This is a genomic window from Marinihelvus fidelis (assembly GCF_008725655.1).
In the GTDB taxonomy this organism is placed as follows: Bacteria; Pseudomonadota; Gammaproteobacteria; order Xanthomonadales; family SZUA-36; genus Marinihelvus; species Marinihelvus fidelis.
On the sequence record NZ_VYXP01000007.1, the window covers coordinates 1 to 15092 of the forward strand.

The 15092-nt window shown below is 64.7% G+C and carries 10 protein-coding genes; 8 read left to right on the forward strand and 2 right to left on the reverse strand.

Going from position 1 to position 15092, the window contains the following annotated elements:
* Positions 1 to 226: 226 nt before the first annotated feature.
* On the reverse strand, positions 227 to 2440 hold the full coding sequence (locus F3N42_RS11970) for a patatin-like phospholipase family protein (RefSeq protein WP_191621382.1): 2214 nt from the start codon (positions 2438 to 2440) through the stop codon (positions 227 to 229).
* A gap of 89 nt (positions 2441 to 2529) precedes the next feature.
* Here F3N42_RS11970 and F3N42_RS11975 point away from each other — a divergent pair, with 89 nt between their 5' ends.
* The 4 genes from F3N42_RS11975 to F3N42_RS11990 all read left to right on the forward strand — a co-directional run bounded on the left by F3N42_RS11975 (position 2530) and on the right by F3N42_RS11990 (position 4848).
* The gene (locus F3N42_RS11975; RefSeq protein WP_150864724.1) at positions 2530 to 2799 is read left to right on the forward strand and encodes a thiamine-binding protein; all 270 of its coding nucleotides are present in this window, start codon (positions 2530 to 2532) and stop codon (positions 2797 to 2799) included.
* Position 2800: 1 nt separating this feature from the next.
* Positions 2801 to 3382 carry a nicotinamide riboside transporter PnuC gene (pnuC, locus tag F3N42_RS11980; protein WP_150864725.1) on the forward strand — a complete coding sequence of 194 codons (582 nt, stop codon included), beginning with the start codon at positions 2801 to 2803 and terminating at the stop codon, positions 3380 to 3382.
* A gap of 13 nt (positions 3383 to 3395) precedes the next feature.
* Entirely contained in the window at positions 3396 to 4190 is a 795-nt protein-coding gene (locus F3N42_RS11985) for a phosphotransferase (RefSeq protein ID WP_191621383.1), read from the forward strand.
* 85 nt (positions 4191 to 4275) lie between these two features.
* Positions 4276 to 4848, forward strand: a complete 573-nt coding sequence (locus F3N42_RS11990; RefSeq protein WP_150864727.1) for a DUF4136 domain-containing protein — start codon at positions 4276 to 4278, stop codon at positions 4846 to 4848.
* A gap of 53 nt (positions 4849 to 4901) precedes the next feature.
* On the opposite strand, the gene F3N42_RS11995 is transcribed toward F3N42_RS11990, so the two are convergent.
* Positions 4902 to 7190, reverse strand: coding sequence for a tetratricopeptide repeat protein (locus tag F3N42_RS11995; RefSeq protein ID WP_191621384.1), 2289 nt, complete (start codon positions 7188 to 7190; stop codon positions 4902 to 4904).
* 235 nt (positions 7191 to 7425) lie between these two features.
* Here F3N42_RS11995 and pyk point away from each other — a divergent pair, with 235 nt between their 5' ends.
* From pyk to aceE, 4 genes are all read left to right on the forward strand, one after another.
* Complete coding sequence (pyk, locus tag F3N42_RS12000) at positions 7426 to 8895, forward strand: pyruvate kinase (protein WP_150864729.1); 1470 nt, start codon at positions 7426 to 7428, stop codon at positions 8893 to 8895.
* Between the two features lie 126 nt (positions 8896 to 9021).
* Complete coding sequence (locus tag F3N42_RS12005; RefSeq protein WP_150864730.1) at positions 9022 to 10044, forward strand: class I fructose-bisphosphate aldolase; 1023 nt, start codon at positions 9022 to 9024, stop codon at positions 10042 to 10044.
* Between the two features lie 74 nt (positions 10045 to 10118).
* On the forward strand, positions 10119 to 12413 hold the full coding sequence (locus tag F3N42_RS12010) for an NADP-dependent malic enzyme (RefSeq protein ID WP_150864731.1): 2295 nt from the start codon (positions 10119 to 10121) through the stop codon (positions 12411 to 12413).
* The gene (gene aceE / locus F3N42_RS12015; protein ID WP_150864732.1) at positions 12410 to 15091 is read left to right on the forward strand and encodes a pyruvate dehydrogenase (acetyl-transferring), homodimeric type; all 2682 of its coding nucleotides are present in this window, start codon (positions 12410 to 12412) and stop codon (positions 15089 to 15091) included. Before F3N42_RS12010 ends, aceE begins: the two co-directional genes overlap by 4 nt.
* The last annotated feature ends 1 nt before the right edge of the window (position 15092 follow it).

Below are 15092 nucleotides of genomic sequence, written 5' to 3' on the forward strand. Positions count from 1 at the left end.
CCCCAGGACTGCCGCGTCGACCAGGTGCGGCCCCACTTTGAATTCAGGTTGAAGCGTCGCCGTTGAAGGCGGGGCTTTGGCTCGGTAGTTGCCCGGTGGTGGGTGGGCTGGCCCGGAACTTTCGGCGGCAGGGATGCCGCCGAAAAGCGTACACGGACGTATTCACAGCGTGTTCCGGGCCAGCCCACCCACCACCGGGCAACGGCCGACTGGCAACCACCCGCCTTCAGCGACGACCGATGGACTGGTCGCCGATGACCGCGCCGAGGCGCAGGAACAGCAGGCCGCTGCGGTCTTCGTTCCAGCCGTAACCCATGTAGATGGGCCCCAGTGGCGAGTTGTAGGCGAAGTAGAGGCTGCCGTTCCAGATGCCATCGCTGAACAGGTCCTTGTGGTCATCGGCCGCGTTGCCGTACTCGATGGTGCCGCCAACGTAGCCCGGCATGATGCCGCCCTGGCGAACCTGGTAGCGATAACCGCCCAGGACCATGCCGAAGTTTTCACCGTTGATTTCCGCGGGTTCGAACCCGGACATGTTCAGGAAGCCACCGCCGGTGAACAGGGCGTAGAGCGGGGCGTTGTTGTCCAACGTGATGTTGTAGCGCCAGCCGCCCATGATGTTGTGGCGTCCCCAGCTCTTGGCCAGCAGGCCATTGAAGCGGATCTGTTCGAACTCGTCATCGGCGCCCAGCGACTCGTCGGAGCGGACGTATTCCAGGCCGCCCAGGGCGCCATTGGACGGCAGGAACAGGTCATCGAGCCGGTCGAGCGTTACGCCGACGGCCCATTCGCCGCCGTCAAAATCGGAGGGCTCGAACGGCACGCCAATCTGCGGCTTCACCTCGCCGACATAGCGCGCCAGGCTGCCATACAGGGACAGCGACCGGCCGATATTTCGGCCCATGGTCACCTCGACCCAGCTCTCTTCGATCTCGGCGTCGGCCAGTGGCACACCGGTATCGTCAAAAATCAGCAGGCTGCGCCTGGAATAGGCCAATTCCGGATTGGCGTACCAGCGCAGGCCATCGTCCATGTACTTGTAGATATCGCCCAGCAGGCCGATGTCTTCGCCCAGTTGCACCACGGCGCGAGCCTCTGAGCCACGCTCGTCCAGGTCGGTGACCAGGTAGCCGGCCTGGATGTTGATGGTGGAACCACGGCGGTTGCCGGAGATCGTCAGGCCGGTTTCCAGGAAGTCCGTGCCACGCTGGTCCTGCACCACGCTGACGCGGATGCCGGTCTGGCCGTTCTCTTCGAGCAGGTGATAGGTTGCCAGGCGGATAAAACCCAGGCCGTAGATGTTCTGCATGTCACCTTCGATCTGCTCGACGTCCAGCGGTTCGCCGACCGGGACGTGGATCATGTTGCGAAGCACGTCATCGGAGAATCTCGACTGGTTGTCCAGCTGGACAAAATGCACCACCGGCTCCCCGGTTTCGCAGGCCTGGATGCCCCGCCGCCACTCGGCCCACGCTTCATTGCCCATGGACAGCCGCGACAGTGCATCGCCTTGCTGTTCCGCGCCGGCATAGCCCACCGGGATCGCGTCGTCGTACGCGTCGAAGTCGCTGGACGAGATATCGAACCCCAACTCGGGCCGGACCAGGATGTCACCATCGCCCAGTGAATCCACCTGCTGCTCGGTATTGCGGATCACCAGCAGCGCGGTCATCTGTTCCACCACGGAAATGACATTGCCGATGCGGTCCTCGGGCATCAGCGGGGTGCCGACATCGACGGCGATGACCACGTCGGCACCCATTTGCCGCACCACGTCGATGGGCAGGTTGCGGGTCAGTCCACCATCGACCAGCAGGTGCCCATCCAGCCTGACCGGGTCGAATACCCCGGGAACCGCCATGCTGGCGCGCATGGCCGCCGAAATGGACCCCTGCGACAGCACTACGTGCTGGCCGACAGCGATATCGGTGGCCACGGCACGATAGGGGATGGGCAGGTGATCGAAATCGTTCACCTGCACCCGCCGGCCGATGGTGTCTTCAAACAGCAGCAGGATGTTCTGCCCTGCGACGACGCCGCCCGGCAGGAAACTGCTGTCCTTGCCAACGCCGAACTTGGGTCCGAACAGGCCCAGCTCATCGTCACTCTTGCGGCGCAGGGGCTCGTTCTGCCGGGCGGCGTCGCCGGAAAAGACGCTGTTCCAGTCGGTCTCGCTGATCAGGGCTTCGATCTCGCCCGCACTCATGCCACTGGCCAGGAAGCCGCCGACGATGGCGCCCATGCTGGTGCCGGCGATGTAGTCGATGGGCACACGCATCTCTTCCAGGTACTTGAGCACGCCGACGTGTGCGTAGCCCCGCGCGCCACCACCACCCAGTACCAGGCCGACGCGCGGCCGGTTGTCGTTGCCGGATTCGTGGCAGGTCTGTGCAACAGACGTCGATGTAATCGTCAGTCCGAACAGCGCAGTGGCCGCCAAAACGCAGTTCCAAAAAGCGGTCGGCCAGCGCATCATTCCAACGGGTTTACGCATGCTAGACTCCACGATGACTCATTCCCCGGTTCGCCATGATCATTACGGCAGACATCGCCATGTACCCGCTCGATGAGGGGTATTCGGCCCCCATCATAACGTTCATCCATACGCTCCGTCGCCAGCCCGGCGTCGAGGTGGTTACGCACCAGATGAGCACACAGGTGCGCGGTGAATACGACGCCGTCACCCAGGCGATCAACCAGTGCATGAAGCCGCATATGCAAGGCCCCGCGACCGTGGTTTTCGTGGTCCGGTACCTGAACGCGGACCTGGATATCAGCATGCGCCCGGACATTGGCTGACATGCTGGACGCCCTGGCCGCGATGTGGCCCTGGGAGGCCCTGGCAGTCGCGTTTTCACTGGCGTACCTGGTGCTGGCCATTCGCCAGAACGCGTGGTGCTGGCCGGCAGCCATTATCGGCGCAGCGATTTATGTCGCGTTGATGGCCACCGCGGGCCTGTACATGCAATCGGTGCTGCAGCTGTTCTATATCGGCATGGCGGTGTATGGCTGGCGAAACTGGCGGCGCGGTGGCGATGGCGGCGAACTTCGGGTCGTATCATGGCGTGCCGGGGATCACTTGCGGCCACTGGCGCTGATCTTGCTGGCGGGTGGACTGGTGGGTTGGGGGCTGGCCAACTGGACCCAGGCCACCTGGCCGTTCACCGATGCGATGCTGGCCTGCGGCGCCATCGTCACCACCTGGATGGTCGCGCGCAAGGTGCTGCAGAACTGGCATTACTGGTTTGTCATCGACGCCGTCAGTGCCTGGCTCTACGCACAGCAGGGCCTGTGGCTGACCTGCGGCCTGTTCCTCGTCTACCTGGTCCTGGTGGTCCTGGGTTACCGCGACTGGAAGGCGAGTTGGCAGGCCGGTGACTGATGACGGGCCAGGGGTGACAGAAGCCCCGTTTACTGCCTTGCGCCAGGCGCGGTTGCTGCGACGCCTGTCGGCCGGCCCGGTGACGGACAGCTGGCTCTACGAAGCGCCGGAAGGCCGCCTGGTGCTGCGTCGTGACCGGCCCCTGGCCGCAAGACTTGGGCTGGACAGAAAAAATGAGTGGAAGCTGTTGGGCGCGATGGCGACGGCAGGCCTGGGCCCCATGCCGGTGGCCGTCGACACGGACCGTGGACTGCTGCTGACACGGCATATTGATCGCCCGGTATGGGCCGCGAAAGGGCTGGAGAACCCCGAATACCTGCATGCCCTGGGCCGTTTGCTACGCCGCGTGCACGAGGCGCCGCCGGTGGGCAAGGCGTTCGAACCGGCCGGCATCGCAGTGCATTACGCCGCACAACTGCCGGCCGGCATTGGGAATTCACTGGCGGACGAAGCCGCTACATTGGCGTCTGCACTTTACCCGGCGGGTGACGTGACCTGCCCATGCCATCACGATGCCCATGCCGGGAACCTGGTCGGGCACGCGCCGGCGCGGCTGATCGACTGGGAGTACGCCGCGATGGGGCAGCCGTGGATGGATTTCGCCGTTGTGGCACGGTTCCATCAGTTCGACTCGGCACAGTTGGCCGGCATCGCGGAGGGGTGGTGCGACGACCGTGGCGTCCATGGTGTTGAAACGGGTCGCTGGGCCGGTTATGACGTGGCCGACGTGGCCTCCCGGGTCCAGCCATACTTCCGCCTTTACGACATCCTGGCCACGCTGTGGGAGCAGGTCGTCAACGGGACCTGAACCATCATCACCGAATTCCGCACTTGGTGAGTCCATGGGGATTGGGTATCCTGTGAGGCCAATTGACGCTATCCGGAATGCCTCGATGAAACGCCTGACAACCCTCGTACTGATGTCTTTTGCCCTGTTCCTGGGTGCCTGTGCCTCCGGCCCCGAGATTCACAGCGATTACGATCGCTCGGTCGATTTCACCGAGTACAAGACGTTCAATTTCTTTAACCCTATGGGTATTGAGAATCCCAATTACTCGAGCATCGCCGGCAGCGTATTTCGTGACGCGATCACCGATGAGCTGACCAGGCGCGGTTACACGCTGGCGGACAACCCCGACCTGATGATCAACGTTTCCGCCACCTTGCAGGACAAGACCAAGGTCACCACTTACAACGACCCGATGTACCCGGGTTACTACGGCTACCGCCGCGGCTTCTACGACCCCTGGTACGGCTATGGCTATGGCACCGAGACCCATGTCAGCCAGTACACCGAGGGTACGGTCAACATCGACATGGTTGATGCCGCACGCAAGCGCATGGTCTGGGAAGGCGTGGGAATCGGTCGTGTCAGCGGCAAGAAGACCAACGAGGAACTGCGCACTGCCATCCGCGCCGGTGTGGCCGAACTGTTCGCCGAGTTCCCGTTTACGGTCAGCAACTAGACTCAAGTCGAATTAGAACGTTGAAAACGGCGGGCCATGTGCCCGCCGTTTTTTTATTCGGTGGATTCGTCTTCGCCGGGCAGGCTGGCCAGCAACTGGTTGGCGGCCTCATCGGCCGGGTTCAGCGCCAGGATCGCCGTTGCCCAGCGCCTTGCCGCGGCGACATCGCCGCTGTCTCGTTCGAAGGTGGCCAGCGCCCACATCAACTCGCGGTTGTTGGGGTGTTGTGCCTGCGCGGTTTCGAGGGCTTCGATGGCCGCCGCGCCCTGTCCGGTGGAATTCAGTGCGACACCGTAGACATAGGCGTAGCGTGGATTGTCCGGCGCCAGTTCGGCGGACCGTTCCAGCTCTGGCAGGGCTGCTGCGGTGTCCCCCGCCCGGACCATGGCCAGCCCCAGTGCGTGGTGCAGGCTGGCGTCGTCGGGCGCGGCGCCCAGGCCCGTCTCCAGCACGGCGCGGGACTCGCGCTCCATGCCTTGCGACCGGTACAGGTCGGCCAGGTTGGCGTAAGCCGGGCTGAACGCAGGGTCCAGTTTGAGCGCCTGCCGGTAGGCCTTTTCAGCCGCCGTGCCGTCACCGCGAGCCGCGTAAAGATTGCCCATATTCATATGCGCCTCGGGGCGGTCGGCGTTGTAAGCCTGCGTTGCGGCATAGTCACGCAGCGCCAGGTCGAGCGCGCCACGCTCATTCACGTCCAGCAGGTTTCTGGGCGTACCCGCCAGTGAGCGGCCGGCCTCGGCGCGCACGGCCAGGACCGGATCCCGCAGCAGGTGCCCCGCGAACTCGTAGCGGTTGGCCGGTGGGACGGCATCGAGTGTTCTTACCGCCGCCATGCGTACAAGGGGTGACGGGTCACGCAGGGCCAGTTGCACCTGCTGGAACGACATCGGCCCCAGGTGCCCCTGCAGTTCCAGCACCGCGGTCGCGCGGGCGATGTCGGGCGTGGTGTCATCATTGATCACGCGCATCAGCGACACCTCGGCCTGGAGCAGGCCTTCACGTGACTGGTGAAAGGCGCGGGTCCAGTCCTGGAACGGTTCGCCGGCGTCGGGAAACATTGTCCCGAAGGCGTCTGCGGCCCACTGGGTATCGCGGTCGGCATGGCAACTGCTGCAGGCGTCAGGCGTGCCGAGCGCCAGCGCGATGTCGGGGCGCGGCACGCGCAGGCTGTGGTCCCGACGCGGGTCGACCACCATGTACGTGGTCTCGGGCATGTGGCAGGCCAGGCAGTCGGCCCCGGCGGAATCGGCCGGGTGGCCGTGATGATCCGGTGTGGCAAACGTTGCCGGCATATGACACTGCGCGCACACGGCCTGCTGTGGCGCGCGCAATTCCAGCGTGTGCGGGTTGTGGCAGTCGCTGCAGGTGACGCCCGCCGCGTACATCTTGCTTTGCAGGAACGAGCCCCAGACATAGACCTCGTCCATGATCTGGCCGTCGTCGTGGTAGAGGTCGCCGGTCAGGAGCGCGGGCATGTGGTGGTCCATGAATGCCGCCCGGGTCTGCGCGCCGCCGGCGATGGTGCCGCGGCGGGAGTGACAGGTGGCGCAGACCTGGATTTCCGTGTCCGTGGTCTTCGGTGAGCTGCGCCGCGCAATGCCCGTGTCGGTGTCGATGGGCCAGGTCACGCCGTCACGCTCGTCGAGAAGGATGGCCAGCCCCCGGCTTACATCCTGGCCTTTCAGTTCATCTGTCTTTCCGGCCCAGCTGACATGTGCCTCGCCCGGCCCATGGCAGGCCTCGCAGCCGACGTTGATATCGGTCCATGTGGTGGCGTAACGGTCGTTGACCGCGTCATAGCCCTTGACCAGGTCGGTGGAGTGGCAGTCGGCGCACATGTAGTTCCAGTTCTGCTGCCGGCCGGTCCAGTGCAACGGGTCGTCATGTGGAATGGCCTCATCGGGATAGAGGTGAAACCAGCGCTGCCCCCCGGTGGATTCCGCGCGGGCGTCCCAGGCCAGCCCCAGGGCCTGGACACGGCCGTCAGGGAACTCGACCAGGTACTGCTGCAACGGGTCGACGCCGAAGGTGTAGCTGATTTTGAAGTCTGCGAGCTGGCCGTCGGGGCCCTCGGTATTAACAAAAAAATCTCCGTCGCGGCGGAAAAACCGCGAGGTCACGCCCTGGACGGTAACGACGGCATCGTTGAAATCGCCAAGCACGCTTTCATCTGAAGCATGCTGCATGGCCAGGTCATGGTGCGAGCCTGTCCACGCCGCGTGCTCTTCGGCATGGCAGTCCGCGCAGGCGGCCGTGCCGACAAAGCCCTCGCTGGCCATCGCGAAGGGTGCAAAGGCCACCAGGAGCGTGGATACCAACATGAGCAGCAACATGGGCAGCATCAAGTTTGGGGGTCGGCGGCCCATCAGGCGGACTTTGTGAACGGGTTCCATAGCGGGGGCAGTATAGGCGACGACCTCAAGGGGGCAATACCAATTTGGCGTTCGGGATGTCGTTGCCGGCAAGGTAGCGGTATCATACCCGGTTTGATTCAGCGGCCGATGGTAAGCACATTGAAACCGAGGCCGTTCACAATAAACCCTGGACCCAGGCTCGAACTTCCGGAATCCGTTACCCATGAGTAATCGCCAGACCAAGATCATCGCCACGCTCGGCCCCGCCACAGACGACCCCGCGGTTCTCGCGCAGGTGATCGCCGCCGGTGCCGACGTCTTCCGCCTGAACATGTCCCACGGCGGACCGGAAGAGCAGGCCGCGCGCGCGCGGCTGGTGCGCGAAACCGCCAGCAACACCGGCAAGGAAGTGGCACTGCTGGTCGACCTGCAGGGTCCGAAGATTCGCGTCGAGAAGTTTGCCAACGGCGGCGTCGAACTCGAGCCGGGCCAGCCCTTCACGCTGGATGCCAGCGCCGAACCTGCGCCGGGTGATGACCGTCGCGTGGGCGTGACCTACAAGGGTCTGCCCGGTGACGTGAAGCCGGGCGACACGCTGCTGCTGGACGACGGCCTGATCGCCATGCAGGTGGTCGAGGTCGAGGGCGACCAGATTCACTGTGAAACGGAAGTCGGAGGATATCTTTCCAGCCGCAAGGGCCTGAACCTGAAGGGCGGCGGCCTGTCGATCCCCGGCATCGCCGATCACGACCGCGCCGACATCAAGCGCGCCGCCGAGATGGACGCCGATTACCTGGCCGTGTCATTCCCGCGCAACGCCGACGACATGATCCAGGCGAAGAAGCTGCTGCGCGAAGCCGGCAGCCACGCCCGCGTCGTGGCCAAGATCGAGCGCGCCGAGGCCATCGAGAACCTGGAAGAGATCATCGACGCCAGCGACGTGGTCATGATCGCGCGCGGTGACCTGGGCGTTGAGATCGGCGACGCCGAGCTGCCCGGCCTGCAGAAACGCATCATCCGCGCCGCGCTGGACCAGAACCGCGTGGTGATCACCGCCACCCAGATGATGCAGTCCATGGTCGAGAACCCGGTGCCCACGCGCGCCGAGGTGCTGGACGTGGCCAACGCCGTCATCGACGGCACCGACGCCGTGATGCTGTCGGCCGAAACGGCCGTCGGCCGCCACCCGGTCAAGGTCATCGAGGCCATGAACCGCGTCTGCGTGGGCGCCGAAGCCCATGTCGAGAGCCTGCATTCCGAGCGCGGCATGAACGTGCGCTTCAACCGCATCGACCAGGCCATCGCCTCGGCGGCCATGTACATGGCCACGCACGTGAAGGTCGACGCCATCATCGCGCTGACCGAATCCGGCTCCACCGCCCAGTGGCTGTCGCGTGTGCGTACCCCGGTCCCGATCTTCGCGCTGTCCGCGCTGGCCGCCAGCCGTCGCCGCATGGCCATGTACCGTGACGTCTATCCCATCGCCCACGTGCCGCAGGGCAAGGGCATGGACAAGGTGCTGGCCAACGTCGTCGCGCTGCTGCTCGACCAGGGCCGCGTGAAAGTGGGCGACCGCGTCATCCTCACCATGGGCGACCGCCTGGGCAATGAGGGCGGCACCAACAGCCTGCGCCTGGTCCAGGTGGCCAGCGACGGCTTCGTCGACAGCCAGACCAAGCTGGACCTGCACTGAGATTGCGGCAAACAGCCTGATTTCATGGAACCGATTGCATTGCATTGGCAATCGCCATGAATAGTTTTGTTGCGCGTCACGCTTTAGAATGCGGGGTTCCCATCGAATAACGACAGGAGAGGCTCAATGAGCAGTATGGACCTGGTGAAAACCGCCGCGGCCATGGTGGCCGAAGGCAAGGGCATTCTCGCCATCGACGAGAGCACGGGCACCTGCCAGAAGCGTTTCGATTCCATTGGTGTGGAGTGCACCGAGGAAAACCGCCGCGCCTATCGCGACATGCTGCTGACCACGCCGGGGCTGGGTGATCATATTTCCGGTGCCATCCTGTTTGATGAAACGCTGCGCCAGGCCACGGCCGACGGCACGCCGTTCACGAAAGTCATGACCGACGCCGGCATCCTGCCCGGCATCAAGGTCGACAAGGGCGCGCACCCGCTGGCGGGCGCCGCCCCCGGCGAGAAGGTCACCGAGGGCCTGGACGGCCTGCGTGCCCGCCTGGAAGAGTATGCGGAACTGGGCGCCAAGTTCGCCAAGTGGCGCGCGGTGATCACCATCGGCGAGAACATGCCCACGCCGGGCTGCATCGACGCCAACGCCCATGCCCTGGCCCGCTACGCGGCGCTGTGCCAGGAAGTCGGCCTGGTGCCGATGGTCGAGCCCGAAGTCATCATGGACGGCGAGCACGACCTCGACGAATGTTACGAAGTAACCGAGGCCACGCTGCGCTCGCTGTTCAGCGAGCTGTACGAGCAGAATGTGCTGCTGGAAGGCACCATCCTGAAGGCCAGCATGGTGATTTCCGGCACCAAGGCGTCAAATCGCGCCGGTGTCGACGAAGTCGCCCGTGCCACGCTGCAGTGCCTGCTGAACGCCGTGCCCGCGGCCGTGGCGGGCGTCGTGTTCCTGTCTGGTGGCCAGTCGGATGAAGAAGCCACCGCCCACCTGGACGCCATGAACAAGCTGGGTGAATTCCCGTGGCCGCTGACGTTTTCCTACGGTCGCGCGCTGCAGGCGCCGGCGCTGGCCACCTGGGGTGAGAACCCGGCGGCCAACGTGGCCGCCGCCCAGGCCAAGCTGGCGCACCGCGCGCGCATGAACGGCCTGGCCGCGAAAGGCGAGTACGACGCCGGCCTTGAAGCCGCCTGACGTTCGCCAACACGACTGAGTCCCAGGCCCGGGCAGCCCCCGGGCCTTTTTATCCCCGAACTGGACGCCGTGCCATGAAGGACAAACTCAAGGAAGCCGCGCTGGAGTATCACCGCTCTCCGCGGCCCGGCAAGATCAAGATCACGCCCACCAAGGCGCTGACGACGTCGCGCGACCTGGCGCTGGCGTATTCGCCGGGCGTGGCCGCGGCCAGCGAGCTGATTGCCGAGGACCCCGCCGAGGCCGGCAACATGACAGCACGCTCCAACCTGGTCGGCGTGGTCACCAACGGCACGGCCGTGCTGGGTCTGGGCGATATCGGCCCGCTGGCGGCCAAGCCGGTCATGGAAGGCAAGGGCGTGCTGTTCAAGAAGTTCGCCGACATCGACGTCTTCGACATCGAGATCGACGAGCGCGACCCGAAAAAGCTGATCGACATCGTTGCTTCGCTGGGCCCCACCTTCGGCGGCATCAACCTGGAAGACATCAAGGCGCCGGAGTGCTTCGAGGTGGAAGCGGCGCTGCGCGAGCGCATGAACATCCCGGTGTTCCACGACGACCAGCATGGCACGGCCATCATCGTGGCCGCCGCGGTCACCAATGCACTGGAACTGGTTGAAAAGGACATCGGTGAAGTCAAGCTGGCCGCCAGCGGCGCTGGCGCGGCCGGCATGGCCTGCCTGGACTTGCTGGTCAAGCTGGGCATGAAGCGCGAGAACATCACCGTCAGTGACAAGGCCGGCGTGGTTTACGAGGGTCGGGTCGAGGACATGGACCCGCGCAAGGCGCAGTACGCCACGCCCACTGAAAAGCGCACTCTGGCCGAGATCTTGGAGGGCGTCGACATCTTCCTGGGCGTGTCCGCCGGCGGCATCGTCACCGGCGAGATGATCGCCTCGATGGCCGAGCGCCCGATCGTGTTGGCGCTGGCCAACCCGGTGCCCGAGATCATGCCGGACGAAGTGCTGGCGGTGCGTCCCGACGCCATCATCGCCACCGGCCGCTCGGACTTCCCGAACCAGGTCAACAACGTGCTGTGTTTCCCGTTCATATTCCGCGGCGCGCTGGATGTCGGCGCAACCGGCATTAACGATGAAATGCAGATGGCCTGCGTGAATGCGTTGGCGGAGCTGACCCGCAAGGAAGTCAGCCCGGTGAGCGCGGCCGCTTACGGCGAGGAAAACCTGAAGTTCGGTCCGCAGTACCTGATTCCGAAGCCGTTCGACCCGCGCCTGCTGGTGCAGCTGGCGCCCGCCGTGGCCCGTGCGGCCATCGAAAGCGGCGTGGCCACGCGGCCCATCGAGAACATGGAGGCCTACCGCGAGAAACTCGAGCAGTTCCTGTGGCGGACCGGCATCCTGATGAAGCCGATCTACGATGCCGCGCGCCGCGACATCAAGCGCATTGCGTTTGCCGAGGGCGAGGAAGAGGTCATCCTGCGCGCGGTGCAGATTATCCTGGATGACTGCGTGGCGAAGCCGGTGCTGATCGGCCGTCCGTCGGTCATCGCCCAGCGTGTCGAAAAGCTCGGGTTGCGCTTCGACCCGGAAAGTGACGTCGAGATCGTCAACCCGGAATACGACCCGCGCTTCCGCGAATACTGGACGCTGTATCACTCGCTGATGGAGCGCAAGGGTGTGTCGCCGGTACTGGCGAAAGCTATCGTGCGCACGCGCAACAGCGTGATCGCGGCGCTCAGCGTCAAGCGCGGCGACGCCGACGGCCTGATCTGCGGCATCGTCGGCCGCTACCAGGACAAGGTCGAGCGCATCCGCGATGTCATCGGCGTGCAGAACGGCGGCGATATCATGGCTGCGCTCAGCGTGCTGGGTACCGAGGAAGGCACCTATTTTGTCTGCGATACGCAGGTCAACGCCGACCCCAGTGCTGAAGAGATCGTGGAGATCACGCTGATGGCCGCCGAGAAGGTGCGCCATTTCGGCCTGGTGCCGCGCGTGGCGCTGTTGTCGCACTCCAGCTTCGGCAGTCACGACGACGTGCAGGCGCAGAAGATGCGTCGCGCGCTGGACCTGCTGCTCGAGCGCGCGCCCGACCTGGAAGTGGACGGCGAGATGCCGGCCGACATGGCCATCGACGTCGAATACCGCCGCCGGGTGTTCCCGAATTCGCGCCTGAAGGCGCCCGCCAACCTGCTGGTGATGCCGACGCTGGGCGCCGCGCATATCGCCTACAACCTGGCGCGCGTCGTTGGCAACGCCGTCGCCGTCGGCCCCATACTGTTGGGTACGGCGCAACCGGCACATATACTGACACCCTCGGCGACCGTTCGCCGGGTGGTCAACATGACAGCACTGGCCGCGGTGGAGGCCCAGTTGCTGGAATCCAAGCAACAGGAAAAAGATAGATGACTGGTAATTCAGTGCGGGCCGGCGCGTCCGCCCAGAACGATTTGGACCCGAAGGAAACTGCGGAATGGCTGGAAAGCCTGCAGGCGGTCATCGAGCAGGACGGCCCCGAGCGGGCGCACTTCCTGCTCGAACACCTGGTGGACTTCACCCGGCGCTCCGGTGGTCACTTGCCGTACGACGCCACCACGGCGTACATCAACACCATCCCGCCGCACCTGGAGCCGGAAGTACCCGGCGACCGCGAGCTGGAGTACCGGATCCGTTCGATCATCCGCTGGAACGCGATGGCCACGGTGCTGCGCGCCGGCAAGCGCGGCGGCGAACTGGGCGGCCATATCGCCAGCTTCGCCTCGGCCGCGACGCTGTACGACGTCGGCTTCAACCACTTCTGGCGCGGTAACGACCACGCCGACGGCGGTGACCTGCTCTACATCCAGGGCCATTCATCGCCGGGCATTTACGCCCGCGCCTTCCTGGAAGGCCGCCTGAGCGAAGACAAGATGGACCGCTTCCGCCAGGAAGTCGACGGTGACGGCCTGAGTTCCTACCCGCACCCCTGGCTGATGCCGGACTTCTGGCAGCTGCCGACGGTATCCATGGGCCTGGGGCCGATCATGGCCATCTACCAGGCGCGCTTCCTGAAATACCTGACCAACCGCGGCATCACCGACGCGGCCAACCGCAAGGTCTGGTGCTTCCTGGGCGACGGCGAGACCGACGAGCCGGAAAGCCTGGGCGCGATCTCGCTGGCCGGCCGCGAAGGCCTGGACAACCTGATCTTCGTGATCAACTGCAACCTGCAGCGCCTGGACGGCCCCGTGCGCGGCAACGGCAAGATCATCCAGGAACTGGAAGGCGTGTTCCGCGGCGCCGGCTGGAACGTCATCAAGGTCATCTGGGGCTCCTACTGGGATCCGCTGCTGGCGAAAGACAAGGACGGCCTGCTGCGCAAGCGCATGGAAGAAGCCGTCGACGGCGAGTACCAGAACTACAAGGCCAAGGGCGGCGCGTACACGCGCGAGCATTTCTTCGGCAAGTACCCGGAGCTCAAGGCGATGGTGGCCAACCTGTCCGACCAGGACATCTGGCGCCTGAACCGCGGCGGCCACGACCCGATGAAGATCTACGCGGCCTACGACGCGGCTACCAAGCATAAAGGCCAGCCGACGGTCATCCTGGCGAAGACCGTCAAGGGCTACGGCATGGGTTCATCGGGCGAAGCCCAGAACATCACCCACCAGCAGAAGAAAATGGATACGGAGTCCATCCGACAGTTCCGCGACCGTTTCGGCGTACCGATTCCGGACGAGAAGCTGGAAGAGGTGCCGTACTACCACCCGGGCGAAGACAGCCCGGAAGTGAAGTACATGCTGGAACGCCGCGAAGCGCTGGGCGGCTCGCTGCCCGAGCGCCGTCACGCCATGGAGCCGCTGGATATTCCCGATCTCGAGAAGTTTGCGTCACTGCTGAAAGACACCGGTGACAGGGAAATCAGCACCACCATGGCCTTCGTCCGCGCGCTTGCGATTTTGCTGCGCGACAAGGGCCTGGCCAAGCGCATCGTGCCCATCGTCGCCGACGAGGCGCGTACCTTCGGCATGGAGGGCATGTTCCGCCAGCTGGGTATCTACGCGGCCAAGGGCCAGCTCTACGAACCGGTCGATTCCGACCAGCTGATGTTTTACAAGGAGTCGCAGAACGGCCAGATCCTGCAGGAAGGCATTACCGAGGCCGGCGCCATGAGCTCATGGATTGCCGCGGCCACCAGCTACGCCGCCAGCGGCGAGGTGATGATCCCGTTCTTCATTTACTACTCGATGTTCGGCTTCCAGCGCGTCGGCGACCTGGCCTGGGCGGCCGGCGACCTGCGCGCGCGCGGTTTCCTGCTGGGCGGCACCTCCGGCCGCACCACGCTGAACGGCGAAGGCCTGCAGCACGAAGACGGCCACAGCCATATCCTGTCCGGCACCATCCCGAATTGCATCTCCTACGACCCGACGTTCAGCTACGAGCTGGTTGTGATCGTGCAGGATGGCATGCGCCGCATGTACGCCGACTGCGAGGATGTCTACTACTACATCACGGTGATGAACGAGAACTACACCCACCCGGAAATGCCGGAAGGCGCCGAGGAGGGCATCCGCCGTGGCCTGTACCTGTTCCGCGAGGGTGCCAAGGGCAAGAAGCGCGTGCAGCTGATGGGCTCCGGCGCCATCCTGCGCGAGGTCATTGCCGCCGCCGATATCCTGAAGGCCGATTACGGTGTGGAATCGGACATCTGGAGCGCCACCAGCTTCAACGAACTGCGCCGCGACGGCGAGACCGTCGAGCGCCAGAACCGCCTGAACCCGGGCAGCGACGACAAGAGCTGGGTCGAACAGTGCATGACCGGCCACGAAGGCCCGGTCATCGCCAGCACCGACTACGTGCGCTCTTTCGCCGAGCAGATTCGCCAGTGGGTGCCACAGCATCGCTACACGGTGCTGGGCACGGACGGCTTCGGCCGCTCCGACACCCGCGAGAACCTGCGCCGGCACTTCGAGGTCGACCGTAACTACGTGACCTACACGGCGCTGCACAGCCTGTACCTGGATGGCGACGTCAGCGAGAAAGACCTGCTGGCCGCCCGTGACAAACTCGGCATCGACGCCGACCGCATCTACCCCCTGAAGGCCTGAT

What these genes read in the sequence shown, in the direction of transcription:
- F3N42_RS11975 (WP_150864724.1), top strand. Translation starts at nt 2,530, where the DNA reads ATGATCATTACGGCAGACATCGCCATGTACCCGCTCGATGAGGGGTAT.
- pnuC (WP_150864725.1), top strand. Translation starts at nt 2,801, where the DNA reads ATGCTGGACGCCCTGGCCGCGATGTGGCCCTGGGAGGCCCTGGCAGTC.
- F3N42_RS11990 (WP_150864727.1), top strand. Translation starts at nt 4,276, where the DNA reads ATGAAACGCCTGACAACCCTCGTACTGATGTCTTTTGCCCTGTTCCTG.
- F3N42_RS11995 (WP_191621384.1), bottom strand. Translation starts at nt 7,190, where the DNA reads ATGCTGCCCATGTTGCTGCTCATGTTGGTATCCACGCTCCTGGTGGCC.
- pyk (WP_150864729.1), top strand. Translation starts at nt 7,426, where the DNA reads ATGAGTAATCGCCAGACCAAGATCATCGCCACGCTCGGCCCCGCCACA.
- F3N42_RS12005 (WP_150864730.1), top strand. Translation starts at nt 9,022, where the DNA reads ATGAGCAGTATGGACCTGGTGAAAACCGCCGCGGCCATGGTGGCCGAA.
- F3N42_RS12010 (WP_150864731.1), top strand. Translation starts at nt 10,119, where the DNA reads ATGAAGGACAAACTCAAGGAAGCCGCGCTGGAGTATCACCGCTCTCCG.
- aceE (WP_150864732.1), top strand. Translation starts at nt 12,410, where the DNA reads ATGACTGGTAATTCAGTGCGGGCCGGCGCGTCCGCCCAGAACGATTTG.